At 64.4% G+C, this 22398-nt stretch carries 21 protein-coding genes; 3 read left to right on the top strand and 18 right to left on the bottom strand.

Annotated elements, in window-relative coordinates:
• Window positions 1-18: 18 nt before the first annotated feature.
• Together CH256_RS16430 and CH256_RS16435 are read right to left on the bottom strand one after the other, a co-directional pair.
• Window positions 19-648, bottom strand: coding sequence for an enoyl-CoA hydratase/isomerase family protein (locus CH256_RS16430; RefSeq protein WP_231893818.1), 630 nt, complete (start codon window positions 646-648; stop codon window positions 19-21).
• A 137-nt stretch (window positions 649-785) separates the two neighbouring features.
• The gene (locus CH256_RS16435) at window positions 786-1904 is read right to left on the bottom strand and encodes a hypothetical protein (RefSeq protein ID WP_256989453.1); all 1119 of its coding nucleotides are present in this window, start codon (window positions 1902-1904) and stop codon (window positions 786-788) included.
• 116 nt (window positions 1905-2020) lie between these two features.
• Here CH256_RS16435 and CH256_RS16440 point away from each other — a divergent pair, with 116 nt between their 5' ends.
• On the top strand, window positions 2021-2302 hold the full coding sequence (locus CH256_RS16440; protein ID WP_068049973.1) for a Rho termination factor N-terminal domain-containing protein: 282 nt from the start codon (window positions 2021-2023) through the stop codon (window positions 2300-2302).
• A 1-nt stretch (window position 2303) separates the two neighbouring features.
• Here CH256_RS16440 and CH256_RS16445 read toward each other — a convergent pair whose 3' ends face one another.
• Genes CH256_RS16445 through CH256_RS16455 form a run of 3 tightly spaced genes read right to left on the bottom strand, consistent with a single transcriptional unit; the run spans window position 2304 to window position 5493 of the window.
• Window positions 2304-2792, bottom strand: coding sequence for an SRPBCC domain-containing protein (locus CH256_RS16445; protein WP_094640362.1), 489 nt, complete (start codon window positions 2790-2792; stop codon window positions 2304-2306).
• A 20-nt stretch (window positions 2793-2812) separates the two neighbouring features.
• The gene (locus tag CH256_RS16450; RefSeq protein ID WP_255183245.1) at window positions 2813-3763 is read right to left on the bottom strand and encodes an ABC transporter substrate-binding protein; all 951 of its coding nucleotides are present in this window, start codon (window positions 3761-3763) and stop codon (window positions 2813-2815) included.
• A gap of 41 nt (window positions 3764-3804) precedes the next feature.
• The gene (locus CH256_RS16455) at window positions 3805-5493 is read right to left on the bottom strand and encodes a nitroreductase family deazaflavin-dependent oxidoreductase (RefSeq protein ID WP_094640441.1); all 1689 of its coding nucleotides are present in this window, start codon (window positions 5491-5493) and stop codon (window positions 3805-3807) included.
• A 118-nt stretch (window positions 5494-5611) separates the two neighbouring features.
• On the opposite strand from CH256_RS16455, the gene CH256_RS16460 reads away from it, so the two are divergent.
• Together CH256_RS16460 and CH256_RS16465 are read left to right on the top strand one after the other, a co-directional pair.
• The gene (locus CH256_RS16460) at window positions 5612-6199 is read left to right on the top strand and encodes a TetR/AcrR family transcriptional regulator (protein ID WP_255183244.1); all 588 of its coding nucleotides are present in this window, start codon (window positions 5612-5614) and stop codon (window positions 6197-6199) included.
• Window positions 6200-6297: 98 nt separating this feature from the next.
• Window positions 6298-7917, top strand: a complete 1620-nt coding sequence (locus tag CH256_RS16465; protein WP_094640360.1) for an MFS transporter — start codon at window positions 6298-6300, stop codon at window positions 7915-7917.
• Here CH256_RS16465 and CH256_RS16470 read toward each other — a convergent pair.
• From CH256_RS16470 to CH256_RS16530, 13 genes are all read right to left on the bottom strand, one after another.
• Window positions 7910-8806: a glucose 1-dehydrogenase gene (locus tag CH256_RS16470; RefSeq protein ID WP_094640359.1), complete on the bottom strand. Its 897-nt coding sequence runs from the start codon at window positions 8804-8806 to the stop codon at window positions 7910-7912. The two genes, CH256_RS16465 and CH256_RS16470, sit on opposite strands and share 8 nt — an antisense overlap.
• Before the next feature lie 154 nt (window positions 8807-8960).
• Window positions 8961-9323 carry an STAS domain-containing protein gene (locus tag CH256_RS16475; protein WP_094640358.1) on the bottom strand — a complete coding sequence of 121 codons (363 nt, stop codon included), beginning with the start codon at window positions 9321-9323 and terminating at the stop codon, window positions 8961-8963.
• A gap of 193 nt (window positions 9324-9516) precedes the next feature.
• Window positions 9517-10446, bottom strand: a complete 930-nt coding sequence (locus CH256_RS16480; protein ID WP_068049985.1) for an aldo/keto reductase — start codon at window positions 10444-10446, stop codon at window positions 9517-9519.
• 5 nt (window positions 10447-10451) lie between these two features.
• Window positions 10452-10982 carry a giguanylate cyclase gene (locus tag CH256_RS16485; RefSeq protein ID WP_231893815.1) on the bottom strand — a complete coding sequence of 177 codons (531 nt, stop codon included), beginning with the start codon at window positions 10980-10982 and terminating at the stop codon, window positions 10452-10454.
• Window positions 10983-11142: 160 nt separating this feature from the next.
• Entirely contained in the window at window positions 11143-12228 is a 1086-nt protein-coding gene (locus CH256_RS16490) for a glycosyltransferase family 4 protein (RefSeq protein WP_068049989.1), read from the bottom strand.
• 20 nt (window positions 12229-12248) lie between these two features.
• Window positions 12249-13511 (bottom strand): hypothetical protein, encoded by a 1263-nt coding sequence (locus tag CH256_RS16495; protein WP_256989454.1) that lies wholly within the window; start codon window positions 13509-13511, stop codon window positions 12249-12251.
• Window positions 13498-14607 (bottom strand): glycosyltransferase, encoded by a 1110-nt coding sequence (locus CH256_RS16500; protein ID WP_094640439.1) that lies wholly within the window; start codon window positions 14605-14607, stop codon window positions 13498-13500. The genes CH256_RS16495 and CH256_RS16500 overlap by 14 nt, the downstream gene beginning before the upstream one ends.
• On the bottom strand, window positions 14597-15862 hold the full coding sequence (locus tag CH256_RS16505) for a hypothetical protein (RefSeq protein WP_256989455.1): 1266 nt from the start codon (window positions 15860-15862) through the stop codon (window positions 14597-14599). Before CH256_RS16505 ends, CH256_RS16500 begins: the two co-directional genes overlap by 11 nt.
• A gap of 240 nt (window positions 15863-16102) precedes the next feature.
• Entirely contained in the window at window positions 16103-17629 is a 1527-nt protein-coding gene (locus CH256_RS16510; RefSeq protein ID WP_094640357.1) for a flippase, read from the bottom strand.
• Window positions 17629-18681, bottom strand: a complete 1053-nt coding sequence (locus CH256_RS16515) for a glycosyltransferase family 4 protein (protein ID WP_094670056.1) — start codon at window positions 18679-18681, stop codon at window positions 17629-17631. Before CH256_RS16515 ends, CH256_RS16510 begins: the two co-directional genes overlap by 1 nt.
• Entirely contained in the window at window positions 18591-19964 is a 1374-nt protein-coding gene (locus CH256_RS16520) for an O-antigen ligase family protein (protein ID WP_094670057.1), read from the bottom strand. The genes CH256_RS16515 and CH256_RS16520 overlap by 91 nt, the downstream gene beginning before the upstream one ends.
• A 40-nt stretch (window positions 19965-20004) precedes the next feature.
• The gene (locus CH256_RS16525) at window positions 20005-21483 is read right to left on the bottom strand and encodes a sugar transferase (protein WP_231893812.1); all 1479 of its coding nucleotides are present in this window, start codon (window positions 21481-21483) and stop codon (window positions 20005-20007) included.
• A gap of 152 nt (window positions 21484-21635) precedes the next feature.
• Entirely contained in the window at window positions 21636-22343 is a 708-nt protein-coding gene (locus tag CH256_RS16530; RefSeq protein WP_068049997.1) for a GAF domain-containing protein, read from the bottom strand.
• Window positions 22344-22398: the final 55 nt, after the last annotated feature.

The following is a 22398-nucleotide window of genomic DNA, read 5'->3' on the forward strand; positions in this document are numbered from 1 at the left end:
GTGCACTGACAACGCCGCCTAGTTCGAGACCCATTCCATTTCGTCGACGCCTGCGACAGGCGTCAGTAGGGAACGGACCTCACCGGCGTACATGGTGCGTTTGATCTCGCCCAGTACCTCACCGCGGGTGCTGGCCAACGCGGCTGCGCGGGCGATGGCGTCGTCGCGCACACGCTCCTGCGTCGAGACGGCGTCGACCAGACCGAGCGCCATGGCGTCGCCACCGCCGTAGCGGCGTCCGGTGGTCAGCGCCTCGTGAAAGGCGTGCGGAACCAACCTCGCCCGCACCATGTCGACGGTTCCGGGGCTGTAGGTCGCACCGATGTTGACGCCGGGGAAGCACAGGAAGCCTCGATCGGAACGCATGATGCGGTGGTCGTGTGCCATCACGAAGAACGCGGCACCGCCGTAGGTGTGACCCTGCATAGCGGCGACGGTCTGCATCGGGAACGTCAGGAAGCGCACCAGCATCTCCTGCACGGTGCCGATGAACCGATTGATCTGATCGAGGTTGTCGGCACCCCACGACAGATCCACGCCGGTGGAGAAGAACTTGCCGGTTGCCGTCGTGACCAGGGCGGCCGGGCCGGAGGAGGACTCCACCTCGTCGAGCAGTGCATTGATCTCGGCAACCCAGTCGGGGCTCATGCGATTTTCGCTGTCGTCCACACCTCGATTGCCGAGGTTGAGCACGAATACACCGTCAACACGATCCAGGTATGGCATATCCCGAACGTACCCAGTTTTTCTTGTTCTAGCTCACAACGCGAACCACGTGGCGATTTTCAGGACGAGGAGGTGGCCGACCGACGACGAATCAACTCGCGATGACCGTAGGTGGCACCGAGAATGTCCTCGCGATCTGCCACCGACGACCCGACTGCACCGGCCACCGTGCCCAGCGACGCAGCGAGCCACGCTAGAGAAAAGTAGTCGCCCAGAGTCGCGGTACGACCGATCTGCATTGCCAGGAATTCCGGTGAGATCACGACCGCCGCCGAGCCCAGCACCACGGCGAACAACAGCGCGTACATACAGAGAGCGCCGGTCAGAACGGTTCCGACGGTGGCTGCGTTGTACATCCAGCGGTCGATCGTGGCACTTCGGAACGATCGCCTCTCCCACAGGCCGTTGGGAAAGATGACCCAGACGGTCATGGCGATCACTGCGGTGAGCCCGATCATGGCCAGTCGGCCGAGGCTCATCGACGCTGCCATCTGCCAGATGCTGGCATAGAACACGCCGAAGGCGGACGCGGCGCTCGCGGCAGCGAGTGCGCTCGACAACGTCGGAACCAATCGCCACGGACGATTGCATCGAATCATCCCCGACACCAACCTGATTCGACCGAAGATGCTCGACGTCAGCAGCACCTCGTCGCCCTCCTCGGAGTCACTGGAAGCCCAGCGAGACTTGAAGTACCTCCGCGGTGGTCGAGACGAATCGTCGGCTTCGATCAACTCGTGCAACACGGCCAGTGCAGCCGCGACGGCACGTCGTCGAACCGCCAGCGTTCCGAAGGAGGGCACGTACAGCGCGCCGGTCGTACCGTCACGGGTCTCGGCGATCACCGGACGCGACCCGAGACGGCGAGGAACCTCCGACACACACAACACGATGTCGTAGTCGGCGTCGGCCTTCACCGACGCGAGCCACTGTCCCAGCGGGGCCGCTCCGGTCGCGGTGGGCGGGAGCGGCACCGATGCTCGGGACACGCAAATCTCTCGCCGCTGCCCGTCGATTCTCGCGTGATCGGGCAACTTGGCGACAATGGCAGACGCCACCGTCGCCGCGAAGCCGTCGTCGCTGACCACCCCCACCGAGAGCGGCGCGTCGTCTGCGTCGGTGGTGTCGTCGTTGCCGGTGGTGTCTCGGCTTGCCGATTGCGGTCGATCCGAATGCATCCCGATCGCTTACCCGATGGAACTCGAAACACACACCCGATCCGCGACGTCGTGCGAGGTTTGTCGCCGTGCAGACCGGGTAGCGCTTCGACACGAACCAATGAAAGGAAGTTCCGATGCCGGCGAAGAAGAGCGACACCGAAGACCAACCACAGCTGAAGGACCAGGGCCTGTACGACAAGCTCCGCGAGGAGGGCAACTCGAAGGAGAAGGCCGCCCGCATCTCGAACGCCGCCGCGAAGAAGGGGCGAGATCAGATCGGTAGGAAGGGTGGAGAATCCGGATCCTACGAGGACTGGACGGTCGACGAACTGACCGAGCGAGCCAAGGAACTGGGTCTCGAAGGCTATTCCAAGCTGAACAAGGAAGAACTGATCGACGCGTTACGTAAGCACTGATTCACCGCGGGCGAAGAGATGAGTAGTACTCCTGCTGTGATGGGTAGTAATCGTCGAAACTCGGGTGTGGGTCGCCGTTTCCGGCGGCGATGAACATGTCCAGGTAGTACTCCCACCCCGGTCCGATGTCGCCCAGACCGTCCGTGCTCGTGCATCTGTGTGCAAGCACGAGAACGGTCGCAGGGCCTGCCTCGGTCAGACGGACCTCGAGTGGCCATTCGACTTCGCCGGTCAACCGCACTGCCAGGAGGCCCGGCGGCTCACACGCGTCGATGATCATGTCCGACGCGGGCGCATTCTCCTCGAATGCCATCGTGACGCGAATGATGTTGTGCGAGATCCGCTCCCATGGACCGAACCACTGTGCCGTCCGGGTCGATTCGGTGAGGCGTGCCCACACGTCCTCACGCGGAGCCGAGATGGTTCTGGTCAGCTCGAGAGCGACGCCGGTGTCGGTGCTGCGCAACGTGCCTGTGGGGGTCGGTGCCATCGACCGATTATGCATCGCGGTCAGCTCGTGGCGTAGAGCTTCTCCACCAGGTCGAGGGTCCACAGCGCGGTCAGCGGGCCGCCGTCGTTGGTGAACTTGTCGGTCCGGACGATGCGGTCGGTGCGCACCGCCGGCAATCCGGTCCAGAGCGGGTTGGCGTTCATCGCCTGCAGATCCTGCTCGGACGTGATGGCGGCAATCATGGCCACCGCGTCGGATGCGGCAGTGACGTTCTCGGGGCCGTACTCGATTTCGGGATCGGCGTCGTTCCAAGCGGAGGCGAACCGGGCTCCCACGTCTTCGAGCACGATGGACGGCACTCGTTGCCTGCCCACCGAAATTCCACCTTCCTCGGACGTACTGATCGGCAGAACCGCGGTGTTCGCGATCGCGTCGGCATGCCGCACGATGAGCTCGTCGACGCGAGAGTCGTACTCGGCCACGATCGTTGCCGCTCGGTCCTGCAGGTTCAGTGCATCACCCACCGTGGTCACGTCCTGTTGCCAGCTGACACCGCTGCCGGTGGACCCCACCGGCAGCACCGGTGCGATGTCGCTGAGCCGGCCGTATATCTCCTCGACCACTTCGTCGCGCCCGATGATCAGATCCGGCGCGACTCGCGCGACCGCCTCGAGGTCGACCGTGTTGCGGGGATACAGCTCCGGCACGCCGTCGGCGAGCAGCATCCGAGTCGGTTCGGTCAGCGGCCCGGCCATCTCCGGCGGAGCCTCGGTTTCCACCGGCATCCCGACTATGGGGAGGTCGAAGGCCAGCGCGATGTCGAGATCGCGTCGGCCGTCGATCACGACCACCGAGTCGATCCGTTCCGGCACCACGATCGTCCCGAACTGTGTGGTGACCGGTCGGCCTGCCGCGTCGTCCGCCGGTTCGGCAGCGGAACTGCACGACGTGATCAGCGATACGGCAACAAATGCGGCAACGGTAACGGGCGCGAGGGGGAGAGTCTTCACTAGTTAAGTAAAGCAAACCTAAGTCGTAAGTGAAGAACCGGTCAGTCGTCGAACTCGATGCGGACCGAGATCGGATCGGTCTGGAGAGCTCGGAAGCCGGCTCCGATGATGCGTCCGAGGACGGGATTGCCGGAGAACGACCGCGCTCTGACGACGACATCGTCATCGGGAACGAATGTGGCTGTGCCGGTGCGCCATCGGTTGCCCACGCGAATTCGGATTCTGGGCTCGTCGGTGATGTTTGCGCCCCAACCGGACCTGGTGCCGTGCTGCGACACCAGCCACGCACCGGAATCGTCGAATGTCGCCGACACCGGCACGCGACGGGCGAGCCCGGTCTTGCGTCCTACGGTCTCGAGGTCGGTCACCAGGGAGGTCGTCACTCCCAGCGACGTCAATCCGTTCACGATGGGATTGGCGACATACTTCCCGATCAAGCGCTCGCGGCGGAACTTCGTCACGGCAGCAGAGGTGTCCACCCGAGCGGAGCCTCGACGATTACGGAACGCGTCCCAGCCGTTGCGCTGCAGCATCGTGGCCGCAGTCTTCCATGCCGGACGGCTCGAATTCGGCTGTTGCCCAGCGCCGATGAGCTGCAATTGGTCGGTGTGCCACTGCAGATCGAGAGCGCCGTTGATCTGCTTGAACGCGCTGGACTTCGACGGGACGCGCAGAGCCACGCGCGGCGATTCGACCCGATCCACTGTGCCGTCGACCAGTGATGTCGCGACGGCCGGGGCGAGGGCAGTCGGACGGCCGAGACCAACCATGTCGCACTCACCCGATTGCACTGCCGCGCTCATGACCGAGCGGGTACGGAAGCCGCCGGTGACCGCCAATGGCACTGTTCCGGCCGCGTCGCGCACCGTCCGCGCGTACTCCAGGAAGTACGCCTCCCGATCGCGCGTGCTCGCGGTGCCCATCATTGCGGGTGATTCGTAACTGCCACCGCTGATTTCGATCAGATCTATCGATTCCCGAACGAGATGCTCGACGGTGATGCGCGATTCTTCCTCGCTGAAGCCGCCGCGTTGGAAGTCCGCCGAGTTCAGCTTGATTCCCACCGCGAAACTCGGCGACACCGCCGCTCTGATTGCGCGGACGACTTCGATCACGAACCGCATGCGTCCGTCGAGGTCGCCGCCCCAGGCGTCGTCGCGCCTGTTCGACAGAGGGGAGAGGAACTGCGACACCAGGTAGCCGTGCGCGCCGTGGATCTGGACGCCGTCGAAACCGGCCGTCTCGGCCACGGCCGCCGCGGTGGCGAATCGGCCGATGATGTCGTGAATCTCGTTCTCGCTCAACGCCCGCGGTGCCGGAATGCCCGGGATGTTGGGGGCGATGGCGGAGGGTGCAACGGGCTTGGTGCGAGTGACGATCGGGTTGGCCTGCCGACCGGGGTGATTGAGCTGCATCCAGATGGGGGCACCGCCGTCGGACGTCGCTTTCGCCCAGCGGGCCAGCGCATCACGGTCTCGGTCGTCCTCGATGACGACATTGCCCGGTTCGCCGAGATGGGACCGATCGACCATCACGTTGCCGGTCACCACCAGGCCGTAGCCGCCCGCGCCCCACTGGCGGTACAGCGTTTCGAGGCGGGAGTCCGGGCCGTGCTCGGCGGTGGACAGTCCTTCGCTGAGCGCTGCCTTCATCACGCGATTCGGCAGGATCTGCCCGCAGGCAAGGGTGAGCGGGCTGCTCAGGTCGATCACATCGGTGTCAGGGGACATGCGTTGCTCCGGTTCCGGGACTGCGGTTCCAGCTATGATGGACAACATAGCTACAGAGCGACTGTAGGTGTAACGGAACGTCACGTCAATCATTGTGGCGTCCACGGGAGGGGTTCGGATGACGAATCGAAGCAGTGCTCGGGACGACATGCTGCGCAGCGCTGCCCAGCTGTTTCGTCGACGCGGCGTCGACGCCACCTCGCTGGCCGACGTCATCGATCACGCGGGCGCTCCCCGCGGCTCGATCTATCACCACTTTCCCCGCGGCAAGCCTCAGCTGGTGGAAGAGGCGACGCGTACTGCGGGAGCCGACATGAGCGCGATGATCTCGGCCGGCCTGGCGTCGGCCGGTCCGTCGGCGACCGTACGGGCCATTCTCGAGGGATTCCGCAGCGAACTGCTGGCCACGGATTTCGTGGCGGGCTGCCCTGTCGCGCCGGCCGCGCTCGAGGGGCTGCATGCGCCGCAGGCGGTGGCCGCGGCAGGTGAGTCCTTCTCGTCCTGGGAGGACGTCATAGCGGCATCCCTGTGGCAGCGCGGATTGACTCGCGAGCGGTCGTACACGTTGGCAACATTCGCGATCGCCGCCATCGAAGGTGCGCTGATCATGGCCAAGGCGCAGCGCTCGACCACGGCTCTGGATCGGACCGAGGGGGAGTTGTCGGCCCTGCTCGAGGCGGTTCTGGAGGCTTCGGCGGGCCGCTGACGTCGACCAGAAAGAGCCGGGCGATGTTGCTATAACTATCAGTTACAGCTAACTTCCCTTCAGGAACTATGCCGACCGTCATAGTCGAAGGGATTCCGATGTCGTCACCCACCACCTCCAGTCAACCGGTGAACTTGCCGCAGTTCCGTCGGCGATACCTCGCGCTGATCGTGATCTGCGCAGCCGAGCTGCTCGTCGTTTTGGACAACACCGTCGTCAACGTCGCGCTGCCTTCGATGGGACTGCAGCTACGTGCCGATATGAGCGGCCTGCAGTGGGTGGTCGACGCATACACACTGACGTTCGCCGGACTGCTGTTGGCGTTCGGTCATCTCGGCGATCGCTACGGCCGCAAGAAGGTCATGATTTTCGGACTGGCGGGCATCGCTGTGATGTCGATCGGCGGCGCTGTCGCCGCCGATCTGGGACAGGTGATCGCGGCGCGCGCGGCCATGGGAGTCTGTGCGGCCGCAGTGTTTCCGGCGACCCTTGCCCTGATCATCAACATCTTCACCGATGCCAAGGAGCGCGCACTGGCCATCGCGGCCTGGACGGCGATGGCCGGGTTCGCCATCGCAATCGGCCCGACTGCCGGTGGGTTTCTGCTCGAGCACTTCTCGTGGCACTCGGTGTTCTGGATCAATGTTCCTGTGGCACTGCTCGTTCTGGTGGCCGCGCTGGCCTGCGTACCGGAATCCAGAGCAGAGCACGTCGGCAAGTACGACCCCCTGGGTATCGCGCTGTCGTTGGCCGGCATCACCGTGCTGGTCTGGGCGATCATCGAAGCGCCACACAATGGTTGGTTGTCTGCAACGAGCATCGGAGCCTACCTGGCAGGATCGGCAGCCATCGTCGCGTTCGTCTGGTGGGAGCTGCGGACGCCGTCTCCGGTACTGGACTTGAACCTGTTCCGGAATCGACGATTCTCACTGCCCGCCTTGGCCATTGCCGTGGCGTACTTCGGCATGTTCGGCTTCCTGTTCATGATCACCCAGTACTTCCAGGGTGTGGTGGAGCTGACCCCACTGCAGTTCGGCGTTCACTCACTGCCCTTCGCAGTATCCATCGCCATCGGCGCGCCGCTGGCGACCATCATTGCGCAACGCATCGGAACCACGGCGGTGATCGTTTTCGGGCTGATGGTGATGAGCATCGGGATGTTCGTCGCCGGTCAGGTGGAGGTCCAAACGCCCTATCTGGGGCCGGTTCTCGTCTCGATGGTGCTGATGGGCCTCGGCTTGGCGATCGTGCAGGGCCCTGCCACCGAGTCGATCATGTCCTCGGTGACGCTCGACGAAGCAGGTGCGGGCTCCGCGGTGAACGACACCACCCGAGAGGTCGGTGGAACGCTCGGAGTTGCCGTGCTCGGATCGATCGTCGCGTCGATCTACACCTCACAGGTGAGTCCGAAGATCGACGCGATACCCGACGCGATCATGGAGCCTTACCAGAAGGCGTTCGCTCGCGAAACGGTCGTCAGCGTCATCGAAATCGTGAAAGCGCCCACCAACCCGATCTTCGCGACGCAGAAGGCCGAGCTGATCCACGCGATGAAAGCGGCCTCGCTGGAGGGCTTTCAGCTCGCGTCGTTCGTGACCGTCGGTGCCGCTGTGGCATGTGCGCTTGCCGTCGCATTGTTCCTACCGTGGCGACGACCGGAGGGAAACGGTGTGCTGCTTGCGTGGCGCGACACCGCAGAGGGCGACAAGATCAGTTGAACGGCGTGCCGCCGGTGACCGCGATGGTCTCGCCGGTGATGTAGCTCGACTCGTTCGATGCCAGGAAGACATATGCCGGTGCCAGCTCTGCGGGTTGACCCGGTCGTCCCAGCGGGACGGTCTCGCCGAACTTCTCGTACTTCTCCGACGGCATCGTGGCCGGGATCAGCGGCGTCCAAATAGGCCCGGGTGCAACGGCATTGACGCGAATTCCGCGTTCGGCGAGATCACCGGCGAGACCCTTGGTGAACGCCACGATTCCAGCCTTGGTGGTGGCGTAGTCCATCAACTCGGGAGAGGGATTCGATGCCTGGATCGAGGTGGTGTTGATGATGGTGGAACCCGCGTCCATGATTTCGGCGGCGCGTTTCGAGATCCAGAACAGGGCGTACAAGTTGGTCTTGAGTACGCGATCGAACTGCTCGGTGGTGATGTCTGCGATCCCGCCCATCTGCGCCATCTGAAACGCGGCATTGTTGACGACGATGTCGAGCCCGCCGAGAACCTCGGACGCGGTGTCGACCAATTGCACGCACTGCAACTCGTCGGTGAGATCACAGGCGATGGCTCTACCTGCGCTGCCTGATCCCTCGATCAGGTCGACAGTGGTCTGCGCGTCCGGACCTTCGGATTCGAGGTGTGCAATGACGACATCGGCACCCTCGCGCGCGAATGCCAGTGCAACGGCACGGCCGATACCCGAGTCGCCGCCGGTGATCAATGCTTTACGGCCGTGCAGGCGATCCGATCCACGGTAGGAATCCTCGCCGTGATCGGGAGCGGTGACCATGTCGCGGGTCAGACCGGGATGCTCGAGACGACTCTGTTCGGCCCGATCGGGCATCGGAAACGCGCTGGTCGGGTCGGATTTGCTGAACTGGTCGGACATTGTCGATCCTTGCCTCGGTGTGCGTGAAATGCTCCACGCGGCAAGTCGAACGAGCCGCTTCGATTCCGTGGAGACGACTCGCGGCACATGTGCCGTCCGGAGTCGCTGTCCTCCTCGGGTTTGCCGAATCGGCCGGACCGCAAACCTCCACCGGTCAGGCAGCGCGCGGATCCGCCCCGATCGTCGCCGCGCCCAGTGCGTCGAGAACGATGCGCGCGGGCCGCGTCGGAGCAAAGACCTCGAGGCGGCCAGCGCTGCGGGCGACAGCGTCGAGGACCACGCACGCAGACCCCGAGTACATGAAGGTGACCGCAGACAAGTCCAGCAGCACAACCGTTTCGCCGCGCAGAGCGTCGTCGAGCGCCTGTGCCAGATCGGTACGAGCCCGCAGATCGACATCGCCCGTCGCGCGGACGACAGTCAGGCGAGGGGAGTAGAACTCGGTGCGGATGGAGTAACTAGCATTGCCGCGTTCGACGGGTGCGAGGCGAGAATCGAAGTGGTCGGTGACAGTCACGGTGCGAACCTCTCAGTTCGGATGGCCTAACGACCGACGTGCACGGGGTGGAACCCGAGGGCTACAGGTTCCGGTGCATGCCGTGCGGTAATCCTGACAGCGCAACGTCACCGAACCGAGGCCTGATCATCACGGACCGATAGCTAGTCGGTAACGAAAAGGTAACGGCAGATGTGACGCCGCTGAGCCTCGTTCAGGGCAATGTGTGGCCTGCCGTCCGGAACAGGCGGTACCACTCCTGCCTGGTCAGGCGTAGGTCCGAACCGGCGGCGGCTTCGACGACTCGATCGGGATTCGTGGTTCCGAGCACGACCTGGATATCGGCCGGGTGCCTGGTGATCCAGGCCGTTGCCACCGCCGACGGCGTCGACCCGTAGACGTCGGCGATCTCGTCCAATGCCACGTTCAGATCCGGGTAGTTCTCGCGGTCGCCCACGAACACGCCGGACGGCGTCCCGCTCTGGAACGGAGACCACGCCTGCAGGGTGATGCCGCGCGTTCTCGCGTAGTCCAGTAGACCGTTGTCGCGGTCGATCGACTGGTCCTCGGTGCTCATGTTGGCGGTCAGGCCCGCCGCGATCAACGGCGAGTGCACGATGCTCAGCTGTATTTGATCGAACAGAATCGGTTGATTCACTGCAGTTTTCAGCAACTCGATCTGGCCGGGCGTGTGATTGGAGACGCCGAAGCCGAGGACCTTGCCCGACGCGTGCAGGTGGTCGAACGCTGCTGCGACCTCCTCCGGCTCGACGAGGGTGTCCGGGCGATGCAACAGAAGGGTGTCCAGGTGATCGACGCCGAGGGCTTCGAGTGACGCCTCGACCGTGGTGACGATGTGATCCCTGGAGAAGTCGAACCAGCCCTCGCGAATACCCACCTTGCTCTGAATGCTGATGCGCTCGCGTTGCGACGGGGTCAACGTCACCGCATCGCCGAATCGTTTCTCGCACGTGTGCGGTGACCCGCCGTAGATGTCGGCGTGGTCGAACACCGTCACGCCCACATCGAGCGCGGTGGCCACCAATCTCCTGATCCGGTCGTCGTCCAGATCGGTGATGCGCATGAACCCCAGCACGATGCTCGAGACTTCGGTCCCGGTGTGGGGGAGGGAGAAGGTTCGCATGTCGGTTACTCGAACTCCAGACGCATGGATTGGGTGGTTGCCTGCAGCAGCAGGGCGAAGCCGGTGAAGGAGATGACGATCGGAGCCCACAGAACCACTGCCACGAACGTATCCACACCGCGCTCGACGACGATGTAGACCGCGACGACCGTGGTGCCGAGCAGGCAGAGAGCAATGTGGGTGGCCAGCCGCCACTTGTCGAAGAAGAAGCCGACCAGCATGCCGATCGGGATGAGGAACGCGCATTTGCCGAGCGTGACCTCGGGTGCGAAATCTGCCGTGATGGTGGCACCGAAGATTGCGAAGTTGGCGATGACGACGAAAGCGAACGCCTGCCCGAGCGTCGGCCATGGACCGAACCACCAGAACGCGCCCATGATGTACGCGGCGATCATGCACGTCCACTGCACGATCGACGGGATCGCCGTCGTGGCTCCGTAGCCGAATGCGAGCTCGAGGGTCACGACCACAGCCATGGCCAGGGCTGCAGCAGAGACGATGCGTTTGACGGCGGTGGTCAACGCGAGGCTGGTCATCACGCCGATACACCATTGATAATGCTCGTTGGATCTCGTCACGGCGCGAGTCATATCAGCCCCCATCGTTCCCATCGGGCCCCGATTGAAACACAGCCGTCTGTGCCGGGGGTCGGCTTCGTTCGATTTCCTAACCGAATACGCGCGGTCGGGCGGTCTGTCAGTCGGTGAGACGGTGCAGAAGTTCGGGCAGTGTCCGGCCGATGTCGTGGCAGCTGGCAACACGGTCTCTCGCAGTGTCCCCGAGTGCGCGTCGTCGGTTCGAATCGCCGATGACCGTGGAAATGGCTGCGGCGAGGGCTGCTACGTTGCCGGGTTCGACGAGAATCCCTGCACCGTCGGCGAGGAACTCGTGGGTGCCGCCGTGGTCGGTTCCGATCACCGGCAGCCCGTGTGACATCGCTTCGAGCACCGACAACGGGCCCGCCTCCGGCGACGTGCTCGAGGAAACGACCACGTCCCACCTCTGAAGCGCCGATTTCGCGTCGGTGTGCCCGAGGAATTCGACCCGACCCGCGAGGTCCGATCGAGATGCTCGCTCGTGAAGTTCTGCGACGTAGTCACGATCACCGGGGAAGCTGCCGCCTGCGAGTTCGACACGAATCTCGGGGAGTGTGGCCACGGCGTCGAGCAGAACTCGATGGCCCTTCCACGGCGTGAGGAGGGCAAGTATGCCGACGACAGGAGGGGCGTGCAGCTCACCGCCGAAACGCGGAACCGGCCATGGAACTCCGTTGTGCGACACCACGACCGGGAGTCCGGCCGCTCGCAGGGGTACAGCGGTGGCTTCCGATACCGAGACTGCGACACGAACGGCCGACCGTGCGAACCGCACCACCACGCGCTGTTTGGCAGAGGTCATGGTGTCGTGGACGAGCCACGACGCACCGCGAGGAGGACGGGCCAACCGTGCGACCGGGAGCGCGAAGAGTGAGTTCACGACGGTAACGGTGCCCGGCGCGCGGGCAACGGTACGCACCGCGCGGGCTGCGGTGACCCAACGCGCCGACATGCGTGCCGCTGCGACGCCTCGGGCGGCTCCTCGTTCACCACCGAGCCCGAGCTCCCCGATGGGGATGTGTCGCGTCGCCGTGGGCACTCGGTCGGTCAGGGGGCCGGAGGGACAGGCGATCACAGTGTCGTAGCCGCGGCGCTCGGCCTCGTCGATCAGATCCAGAAGCACCTTTTCGGCACCGGAAACCTGCCCGGTGTGGGCAAGGAACAACACAGTCGATCCGGCGGTCATGATCGAGCCTCGTTCCTGTGTCAGAAAGCATCTCGGAGTAGCGCGACGGGGTCGTCGCACATGCGCCGCAATGCTGCGTCCACCACAGCGGCGTCGATCATCTTGCTGCAGAACGATGCCGTGTAGGTCCGCCCACCCGCAATCTCGGCAATGAGCATCGTGCAGCCATCCGGGCCGTCGGGCTCGAGTGATGCTGCCATCTGCGGCGGCCTGCCGTCGTCGGCCCAATCGAGGTGGTCGAAGACGCGCAGTCGCCCGAGGTCGCTGACGGCCAACCTCAAGGTCTCGGGAACCTCGACGACCGAATCGGTCTGCGCGCGAGCGGAAGACCGAAATCGCGTCGCAGCATCGCGCAGTAGCGACATTCCCAACACCGCTATCGGCCATCCCGATTCGATCACCTCGCGCATTGCCGCAGTGATACCGACGGGTGTCGTGCCCGAAGGGAGGTGAAGCGGAATGCCGACGGCAAAGTTCCCGTGCGAACTCTGCTGCGCCGGATCGAGATAACGCCTGCTGTTGAACAACACCATGATGTGATCGTCGACGTCGACGCCCTCGGCCCGCAGCGCTGCGCTCCACAGCGCTGTCGAGATCGACGCGGCGGTCGCTCCCGGCATGTACTCGGCCGTCCAGTGCTTGAGTTCGTCCACTCGGGTTCGGTTCATGTACCCGGCGCGGCTGACTTTCGCGGACTCCCAGTTCTCGATTCTTCGACGTGGAGCAGAATCGCCGTCGGCCTCGGCTCGATGGCGACCGCGCAACTTCCAGAAGTCCGCCAATGTCTTCGGTTTTCGAGAATAGTGACGCCACAGCGCTTTCCACGTTGCGCTGGCCGGTAATCCTGTCGCGAGCGCGGGAACCAGGGTTCCATCGGCGTCGTCGGAGAAAGCCGCCAGCATCATGACGCCGATCTGGCCGTCGCCGATTCCGTGCGAGTAGTCGACAGCGAGATGGTCCTCGAACACGATCACCTCGAGCGGTCCTCTCGCACCGTCTCGCCGTCGTATGTCGGTGAGCATACGGCCCAGATCCTCGGTGGCTCCGGTGCCGGCAGTGACGTTGTCTCCGGCGATGTCGCTGCGGTAGCGCCACTGTCGTGTATCCGACCGCGGTTCGAGCGCAACGTGAGGTGTCCGGGCGACTCGTTCGGCGGCGCGCAGCGTTGCGCGTGTGCGCTCGATGTCCAGGCCACGAACGGGACCGACGGCAGTCACTATCCGGGTGTCGGCGAAGACTCGGTCCAGTGCGGTCGAACGATATCGGCGTTCAGCGGACCGCATCGACTACCTCCTGCATACGACTGCGGAACTGGGCCCTCGAGAAACCCTCTGCCCACGTGCGAATCTCCCTGCGGTCGAAGTCTCCGGGGGCGAACGAACGCATGGCGTCGGCGAATCCGGCGACGACTGCCTCGTCCGACCCCGGTGGCACATGCATTCCGGTCTTTCCCGGTACGACCGAGTCCATGGCACCGCCGTCGCCCAGCGCAATCACGGGAGTCCCGCAGGCCATGGATTCGACGGGGACGATGCCGAAGTCCTCCACTCCCGGCATCAACAGGGCCCGCGTCGTTCGGTGCAGCTCGAGGAGCTTCTCGTGTGAAACTCGGCCCAGAAAGGTCGTTTTCGGACCGGCGAGCGCCCGGCAGGCATCCATTGCTCGTCCGTCTCCGGCCACCACGAGCGGAACGTCGGCCTCGGCAGCGGCCCGGACTGCGATGTCGGGCCGCTTGTAGGGAACGAGGCGACCGGCGAGGAGGAAGAAGTTCTCCCGCTCGACGGACGGATCGGGAACGAAGCCCTCGGTGTCGACGGGCGGATGGACCACCACTGCGTCGTCACGGCCCCACCAATCCTCGATACGACGTGCAACTGCAGTCGAGTTGGCCACCACTGTGTTCAATTTCGGGGCGGCAGCGATCTCGCATCGACGGGCAACGGCCGACAGTGCCGTCAGTATCGCTGCTCCTGCTCGTCCGCCACCTTCACCTGCCCGTAGTTCGGGGTCCCAGGCCCATCGTGCCGGGCTGTGTACGTAGGCGATCACCGGGGAGTCGGTGGCGAACACGGCTTGAGTGGCGAATGCGTGGTGACTCACCACGACTGCATCGAAACCGTCGAGCGGCATGCGCCGAAAGGCGAGCGGCATCATCGGCAGAACGGGTGCGTACGACCGTTGGCCCAAGGCGTTGTACACACGATTGAGGGCGGTCGTGTGCGGCTCCCGGCCGATTCCCGACGGAACCCCGGCCGGCCGAGAGATCGCCGCGAACACCTCGGCCGCAGGCCAGTGCAGCGCGAGCTGTTCGATGACGTGCTCGGATCCGGCGATCTCGGTGAATCTTTCGTGTACGACGGCAATTCTGTCAGCTGGCATGGCGTTGGCCTTCCGGCGCAATGGTCTGCGCGGTCTGTTCCACCCGTCGGGTCGAGTTCTTGTTCTGCAGGACCACGTGCACGGGAATGTCGAAGTCGTCGAGCCGCCGCAGCGCGGCGGTTGCCGCCTTCTTGTCGCGTCCACGTGTCGACACCAGCACCACGACGGTCTCGACGTCGCCCACGTCGGTGTGCTGCCACCACTGCTCCGACAACCCGAATTCTTCGGTGACCCGAGGACGTTCGCCTGTCCGGTCCGGATCCTGAGTCGAGGCCGTCACGGCGCCCTCGCCGACCAACAGGACGATCACGTTGTCGCCCTTGGGCGCAGCGTGCCGAGCACCCCTGGAGACGGGTCGATCGCCGCGTTCGAGCGCTGCGATCCGCGCGGCCACGGCGGGCGGCATGGTGTCGCCCGCTGTCGGGTCGAATTTCGCTCCGTATTTGCGAGACACCCGACGAGCCCAGGACCGAGAGGGCTTGCGTCCGAGACGTCCTCGCAGCAACACGATCAGTTCGGCGGCAACGATCAGTGCAGCGAGCGCAGCGACGAGTGCCTCCGAGACCGGTTTCGGTGACACCGCTGTGGTGCTCTGTTCGGGGTTCGACAGCACGACCAGTCGGTCTCCGCCCGCAGTGGCCTGCAGCTCGCTCAGGCGGGTGCGTAGTTCGGCCAGTTCCGACACGGATGCGGGCCGGCTCGGGTCGTCGGCGGGCAGAGCGTCCACTCGCGCCTGTTGCGCGTCGATCGCGGACTGCGCTTCGTCCGTTCGCTCCCGCGAGTCGCGGATCGCGTTGGCAGTGCTGGTACTTGCCATCGTCGACACCATCGCGCGAGCCAGATCTGCGGCGAGCTCAGGAGAACGGGTCGTCACCGTGACGGTCAGCAGTGCAGGTGAAGTACCGGGGGAGAGTTCGACGCTCGACGCCAACTCGGCAGCGTTCAGTCCGGAGTCGACCTGTGTGAGGACCTGATCGAGCACACTGCGGTCGGTCGCCAACTCGACGAACGGTGCGCGCATCTGCTCGATGAACGCGTCACCGGGAACAAGGCTTTGGGCCGGTTCGATCTCGGCCACGACCGACGCGGCGTACTGCTTGTCGGTGAGTTCGCTCCTGAGGTAGAACACGCCCGCACCCACCAGCACAGCAACGATCACGGCGGGCAGCAATGCCCGGCCGAGTTCCCGCATGTGTCCCGCGAGGTCGATAGGTGGGGGCACGTCGCCCCGGTGTACGGCATCGTGGACGGACATCAACCGTGTACCCTTCCGTCGTCGATGCGAGCGGACGTACCGCTTCGGAGATTCGTGGAGCCGACAGGCTCGATGATAGCCGGGCTCGTATGCCGTTCGCGTTGCCGTGCCGCTCGTGAATGGAACTGCACATCAACAACATTCGAAGAACGGGCGCAACGGTCTTCTACCTTCGCGAAACCCGACTTCGACTCCGCAGGGCGGGGTCCGAATCGGGCGATGTGTCCGTTGTGTCGATGGTCATTCGGAACGCGCACGGTGACGTCCTTTCTCGGCCGGTCCCGGCAGTGGTGACTCGACGAGTCCGATGGCGACGAACACGTAGAGCACGATTGCGACCAGCAACGCTGCCGCAACCGAGACGAGCAGCCACAGGCCCGGATAGTGTTGCACCAGGAACCAGCCGCCGACCGTAGTGGCTGCGGTGACCACCAGTATCACCGAAATGGATTGCACGGGAAGCAGTCCGGATATGGGCATGCTTCGCGCGATCACGATCCACAGCAGAACGAGAGTGGTGCCGATCGTCACGACGGTGGAGATGGCGGCTCCGTCGTACGACATCCGCGGGATCAGGAACAGGTTCAACCCGACGTTCAGGGCCAGACCGACCAGTGCCACCACGGGGTAGTGTCGCTGCATTCCGGCCGACGCGAGCAGGAAGATTCCCAGCATCACCAACGACATCAGTGCCGCGCCGATGACGAGTAATCGGGCTGCGTCGGCTCCGTCGACGAACCGTTCGCCGTACAGCAGCCCGATCAACGGCTCGGCCGACGGTACGAACGCCGCGACAGCCATTGCGCCGAAGAGTGCGAACAGCAGTGCGGCCGAACGCGAGCGTGCGCGAAATGCGGTGGCGTCGTGGGGCCACGACGCGACGAGCAAGGTGCTGATCGGTGCGACTGCCGCCAACACGAAGGTGTCGATCATGTCCGAGAATTTGTAGCCGATGGAATACAGTCCCACGGCCTCGAACGTGTCGAGCAGGCTGAGCATCAGCATGTCGATCTTGAGCATCGCGATGGTGAGGGCGAAGCCGATCGCGAGTGGTACGGCCTCTTTCAGGTAGGGCCCCCAGCGCCGAATGTCGATGTGCCGCGACGGTCGCAGGCCCATGGAACGGTTGCCGATGCCGAAACCCTTGGTCACCAACTTGAACACTTCGTTGGCCACGGCCGGGAGAACGAAGATCAGCAGGGTGGGGGCCAGCACGGCGGCCAGCACGGTCAACGCCAATTGGATTGCTTGCCCGGCGCTTTCGGCAACGGCCACGAGTACCAGGCGGTGACGGCTCTGAAAGAGCACACTCAGGGCGTGACCCGGGGTTGCGAACACGACCACCAGTCCGCCGACCACCGTCGCGAGGACCACCTCGCTCGGATACTGCAGCAGCAGAACGTATGCGACGGCCAGTACGTACCCCACCAAACCGAGCACGGTTCGGAGCGCCAGGAACGCCGACGCCGTTCGACCGATTTCCTCGGAATCGTCGTCCATCAATTTCGCCAGCACGACGCGTCCGACCCCCAGATCGGTCACGACGGACATCAAGCCCAGCAGCGCGAAGACGAAGCTGAACTGGCCCCACTCGTCCGGTCCGAGGGACCTCGCGACGACGACGCTGCCCACCCACCCCAGCGTCGCGATGATCACTCTGCTGATCAGAACGGCAATCGTCGCTCTGGCCGCGGCTTTCGGATCCGCTGCGATGGCGCGGTAGTCCGGTGGCTGCTCGGTGCCGTCGAGCGCGAGCTCCTCGGCCATCAGACGATGCCCGCGGCTCGATACGCGTCGGCGGTGAGCTCCGCCGTTCTACGCCAGCTGATCTCGCGGGTGGCTACGGCTGCCGCGTCGAGAAGAGCTGCGCGCGCGCCCCCGTCGAAAGCGAGTGGTTTCATCGCCTGTACCCAGTCGTCCACGTTCTCGGACTCGACGAGAACGGCACCGTCGCCGACGACGTCGGGGAGGGCACCGACGGCACTGGCGACGACCGCGCCGCCCGACGCCATCGCCTCCACCGGCGGAAGCCCGTAGCCCTCGTACCGAGAGGCGTACGCAGTGACTGTCGCGGCAGCGTAGAGGCCGGGCAGATCCTCGACATCGACGTACCCGAGCCCCCGCGAATTGCGAGGGGCGTGGGGACCGGTGGAGCCGGCCCCGGCCAGCAGACACGGTATTCCGAGACTCTCCGCTGCGTCGGCCACGAGCTGAACGTTCTTGCGGGGCTCCACCGTTCCGACCTGCATCACGAAACGGTCCGGCAAGTCGTACTTGCGCCGAACCAGATCTATCCGGCTGTCGGTGGGGACAGCGGCCCACGCTGCGGGTGCCAAACCGACCACCGTGGCGTCGCGGCCGCTGACCGCCTTGATTCGATCGGCGGTGAACTGCGAGACCGCGATGAGCAGATCTGCGCGGCGCAGTGCGCGCCGTACCAGTCTCTGTTCGCCCAACGCGCGAAATCGACTGGAGGCCGACGGCATGTCGATGACCGATAGGTCGTGCACCGTGGCCACCGTGAAGGCCTTGGTCAGAAACGGCAGGTCGACGTCCAGGCCGTGCACCACATCGCAACGACCGACGGGGAGGGCACCGAGCACTGCACGAGCGGCACCGCTGGTGACAGGCCGTTCCAACGCCGTGACCGAGGGTGGGAGCTCACCGACGGCGTCGCGCTGGACGGTCGCGGCGAGATCGGCAGCGGGTAGGCACTGGGGGAGCTCGTTCAGGAGCTCGCGAATGTAGGTCTGTACTCCGCTTCCTCCCGGTCTGAGGGCGAGCGCCCCGAAGATGATTCGTGTTGCGCTGCTGCGCATCCCACCACTCCTAACAAGAGCCAGAAATAGACATCGATCGGAAAGATCTCGAAATACGTCGAGACGAGACTGGCGAACATCGCTGCGACGATGGAAGCACCGACGCCCAGGGCGAGCGCACCGTCGTTGCCCGGTAGTGCTCGGGACAGGCGCGTGCACCACAGCAGCGACGTCACGAGCAATGCGACCACTGCCCACAGGCCGATCGGTCCGAGTTCGAGCAGTGCCTTGACGTAGTAGTTGTCGGGTTGGTAATTGGTCGAGAGCCCGGACTGCGTGAATGCGACACCCTCGGCGGTGGAAATGCGGTCTGCCGCAGACCCACTCGATCCCAGCCCCGTCCCGACGGGATGAACCAGGATGCTGGCGATGATGTTGGCCCAGCCGTCACCGCGTTGACCCAGACTGCTCGACGAGAAGAAGACCGACGTGATCCTGGGAACGAAGGGAACGGTGACCGCCACGGCCAGCGCCGCCAGAGCCAGCGGCGCAGCGAGGTACCGAAACCGCACAGCGATCAGGTAGACGACCCCGACCGCGAGTCCCAGGATGGCCCCTCGCACGATCGAACTGGACATCGCGACCACCATCATCGGAGACGCGAACAGAAACAACATGTTTCGCCGTCGGCGCGGATCGGCCAGCGCCACCGCACCGCCGACCAGCAACGCCAACATCACGTACAGCCCGAACGGGAACGGGAGGTTGAACGTACTGAACGTGCGCAGTAGCCCGCCCGATGTGCGGACCTGAGTGCCGTATTCGTAACCCAGCGACACCAGTGCGGCGGGCCCGGCCAGAAGTTGCGCGATACCGACCGCCGACGTGAACACGCCCATGCCCATGAGAACGGAGACGAGGTGGTCTCGGTCCGTGGCGTCGAACGGCGCGAGCCGCAGGACGACCACCAGCAGAATGTAGAAGAAGGTCACCTTGATGCCGAACACGCCGACGATTCCGAAGGTGGCGAACGCAGACACGCTGCCGAACACGACGAAGACAGCAGCGGCGGGCCACCACGGCACGAAGACCCGAGGCATCGAGCCACGGACGTGTCGCGGTCGGCGTAACCACGCGCACAGAACCGTGAAGACGACCAGCCCTTCCTTCCAGCCGGACACCACACCTGGCAGGGGCACCAGAACCAGAAGTCCGTGCAGCGGAACGAATGCTGCGAGCAACAGCACGCCGCGCTGCGGGCGGCGGTAGATCGCCGATGCCACCGCGCAGCCGAGCGCGAGGACGACCGCTGCGCCGAAAGCGAGCGCAACGTACGTGATCACGGGGTGACCCGAACGTGGCCGTGTTCGGCGGAAACCACGATCAGTCCTCGGCGCGCTTCAGCACGGCCAGGACGGTGAGGAACAGGATCTTGACGTCGAGCCACACCGACCAGTTCTCGATGTAGTAGTTGTCCCACTCGGCGCGGTCCGCGATGGACGTCTGGCCGCGGAGGCCGTGCACCTGAGCCCATCCCGTCACGCCTGCCTTGACGCGGTGCCGCTCCCCGTACCTACGGATCTGCATCTCGAACAGGTCGACGTATTCGGGGCGTTCCGGGCGCGGACCGACCAGACTCATGTCGCCGCGAAGTACGTTGAGCAGCTGCGGAAGTTCGTCCATCGAGGTCTGTCGCATGATCTTTCCGATCCGCGTTCGTCGGTCGACACCTTCGACACCGCCGGGTGCGTCCCCGGCCTTTCGCTCGAACTCGGCGTCGGACGCACGTGGAGGCCGCATGGAGCGGAACTTCAGACAATCGAACGGCAATCCGTCGCGGCCGATTCTCTCTTGCTTGAAGAAGATCGGGCCAGGTGAGCTCAGGCGTACGAGCAGCATGAGTGTGAGAAAGACGGGGGAGAGCAGCAGGAGTCCGAATGCGGTCAGGACTCGATCGAGAAGTCCTTTGAGGGCGAATTGCCACCCCTTGGGGTTCACGTGCGGAAGCACCATCAGCGGCAGACCGCCGATGTGCTCGACGCGAGTGTTGACGCCCACGGCGTCGTATAGCCTGGGCACCACCCACACTCGCATACCGAGGCGGTGCGCAGTCCTGATGGCGGCGATCAACTCGCGATCCTCGGTCGGTGCGAACGCGACGATCAACTCCTCGGCACCGGTCCCGCGGGCAACCGTTTCGAAATTGCGGGGAAGTCCGAGGTGCGGTAGGTGGGGCACCTCGTTGCTCGAAGGGATGTCGGCGACCGGTGCCTCACCCACATAACCGATGGGTTCGAGACCGTACTCGGGGAACTGCCTTGTGCGCGAGACGAGTTGATGCGCGATCGGATCGTTGCCCAGCACGATGGTCGGCGCTGCCGATCCGAACTTGATGCGCAGCGTGCGCTGGACGACGACACGTATCAAGCGGGCGACTGCGATCGTGAATGCGCTCAGCAACCACAGTCGCAACACGACCTCGCTGGGCCGGTAGTCGGTGTCCGCCAGGAACATCAGGACCAACAGGGCGAGCGACGCGAACGCGACAGCGGTTTCGGCAGGACCGATCTCGTCGAGGAAGTTGCGCCGGAGACTGCGTCGGTACATCGACTTTCCGGCGAGGATTCCGATCAGCAGTGGCAGGAACAGCCATGGGAGCCAACCGGTGTCGGTGAGACTGCCCGAGTGCCAGAGCAATGCTCCGATCAGAGCGACGGCTGCAGCGAGCAGATCCACTGCGACGGTGATCGCGGTATTGAGTGGATCGACTCTGAGCCGATCGACAAGGGGGCGACCAACTGCAACGGTGTCGGCCTCGGCAGCATTCGGGCGAGTGCGCGGTGAATCCAGTGTCTCAGGCACAGCTACTTCCGGTGGCTAGTTCGGATCGGTTGGTCCCATATATCCCATTCAATGTATACCGGCGCGAAAGCGGCTACCTGGTCGACGTATCGAAAAAAACCTGAAGTCGGTTGTAGGCCGAGAATGCTTATTTTCGTCGGGTAATAGCCTGCTTATTCGAAAACGCGCTCGCGAATTATCCACGCCAGATCCTGCAGTATCTGCACATGGCCCGTAGTCCACTGTCGCGGCTGCTGATCCCACACGCACAGGGTGCCCACCGAGTTGCCGGCGTCGTCGGTGAGCGGAACTCCGAGGTAGGACACGAGAAGGTTGCTCTGAACGGAGGGGTGGTCCTTGAGGATGTCGTTCAATCGTGCGTCCTCGACCACCAATGGTTGCCCGAGATCGATCGCGTAGCGGCAGATCGACCCGTCCATGGGGACCTCCTGTGCGCCACCGAGTTCCGCTGGAAGTCCAAGGGCGCTCTTGAAGTACTGACGCTTGTCGTCGAGAAGCGAGAATGCGGCCGACGGGGCACTCAGAGCATCGGCGACCATGCTGACGACCCGGTCGTAACCCGCGTCGGATCCGGTGTCCATCAGTCCGGTTCGAGCTACAGCGGCCAACCTGTCGGGGTCGTCGATCGGGGTGCCGAACACTCGCGTGACCTCGGCTGGGCCGACGCCTCTCTCCGAGCCCTCCTGCAGCGCACGAAGCAATGCGCCGACGTCGGAATCCTGATCTTCGGACAGTTCCCGCACGAGTCGGTCGACCACCGCTCCTCGAACGAATTCGTCGGTGGAAAGACCGGATTTCTCTGCCTGCCGGGCGAGCAGATCGTTCAGACGGTCGTCGAAACCGGGAAATCCTGTCGTCATTGTCCAGATAGTAGTACAGGCCGGGTTGTCATACCGACGCTCGCGTCGGTGTATT

The sequence above is a fragment of the Rhodococcus sp. 05-2254-6 genome (assembly GCF_002258565.1).
In the GTDB taxonomy this organism is placed as follows: domain Bacteria; phylum Actinomycetota; class Actinomycetes; order Mycobacteriales; family Mycobacteriaceae; genus Rhodococcoides.

Coding starts and splice junctions, on each gene's coding strand:
- CH256_RS16430 (WP_231893818.1), bottom strand. CDS start 648: ATGAGCCCCGACTGGGTTGCCGAGATCAATGCACTGCTCGACGAGGTG.
- CH256_RS16435 (WP_256989453.1), bottom strand. CDS start 1,904: ATGCATTCGGATCGACCGCAATCGGCAAGCCGAGACACCACCGGCAAC.
- CH256_RS16440 (WP_068049973.1), top strand. CDS start 2,021: ATGCCGGCGAAGAAGAGCGACACCGAAGACCAACCACAGCTGAAGGAC.
- CH256_RS16445 (WP_094640362.1), bottom strand. CDS start 2,792: ATGGCACCGACCCCCACAGGCACGTTGCGCAGCACCGACACCGGCGTC.
- CH256_RS16455 (WP_094640441.1), bottom strand. CDS start 5,493: ATGTCCCCTGACACCGATGTGATCGACCTGAGCAGCCCGCTCACCCTT.
- CH256_RS16460 (WP_255183244.1), top strand. CDS start 5,612: ATGACGAATCGAAGCAGTGCTCGGGACGACATGCTGCGCAGCGCTGCC.
- CH256_RS16465 (WP_094640360.1), top strand. CDS start 6,298: ATGTCGTCACCCACCACCTCCAGTCAACCGGTGAACTTGCCGCAGTTC.
- CH256_RS16470 (WP_094640359.1), bottom strand. CDS start 8,806: ATGTCCGACCAGTTCAGCAAATCCGACCCGACCAGCGCGTTTCCGATG.
- CH256_RS16480 (WP_068049985.1), bottom strand. CDS start 10,446: ATGCGAACCTTCTCCCTCCCCCACACCGGGACCGAAGTCTCGAGCATC.
- CH256_RS16485 (WP_231893815.1), bottom strand. CDS start 10,982: ATGACCAGCCTCGCGTTGACCACCGCCGTCAAACGCATCGTCTCTGCT.
- CH256_RS16490 (WP_068049989.1), bottom strand. CDS start 12,228: ATGACCGCCGGATCGACTGTGTTGTTCCTTGCCCACACCGGGCAGGTT.
- CH256_RS16495 (WP_256989454.1), bottom strand. CDS start 13,511: ATGCGGTCCGCTGAACGCCGATATCGTTCGACCGCACTGGACCGAGTC.
- CH256_RS16500 (WP_094640439.1), bottom strand. CDS start 14,607: ATGCCAGCTGACAGAATTGCCGTCGTACACGAAAGATTCACCGAGATC.
- CH256_RS16505 (WP_256989455.1), bottom strand. CDS start 15,862: ATGTCCGTCCACGATGCCGTACACCGGGGCGACGTGCCCCCACCTATC.
- CH256_RS16510 (WP_094640357.1), bottom strand. CDS start 17,629: ATGGCCGAGGAGCTCGCGCTCGACGGCACCGAGCAGCCACCGGACTAC.
- CH256_RS16515 (WP_094670056.1), bottom strand. CDS start 18,681: ATGCGCAGCAGCGCAACACGAATCATCTTCGGGGCGCTCGCCCTCAGA.
- CH256_RS16530 (WP_068049997.1), bottom strand. CDS start 22,343: ATGACGACAGGATTTCCCGGTTTCGACGACCGTCTGAACGATCTGCTC.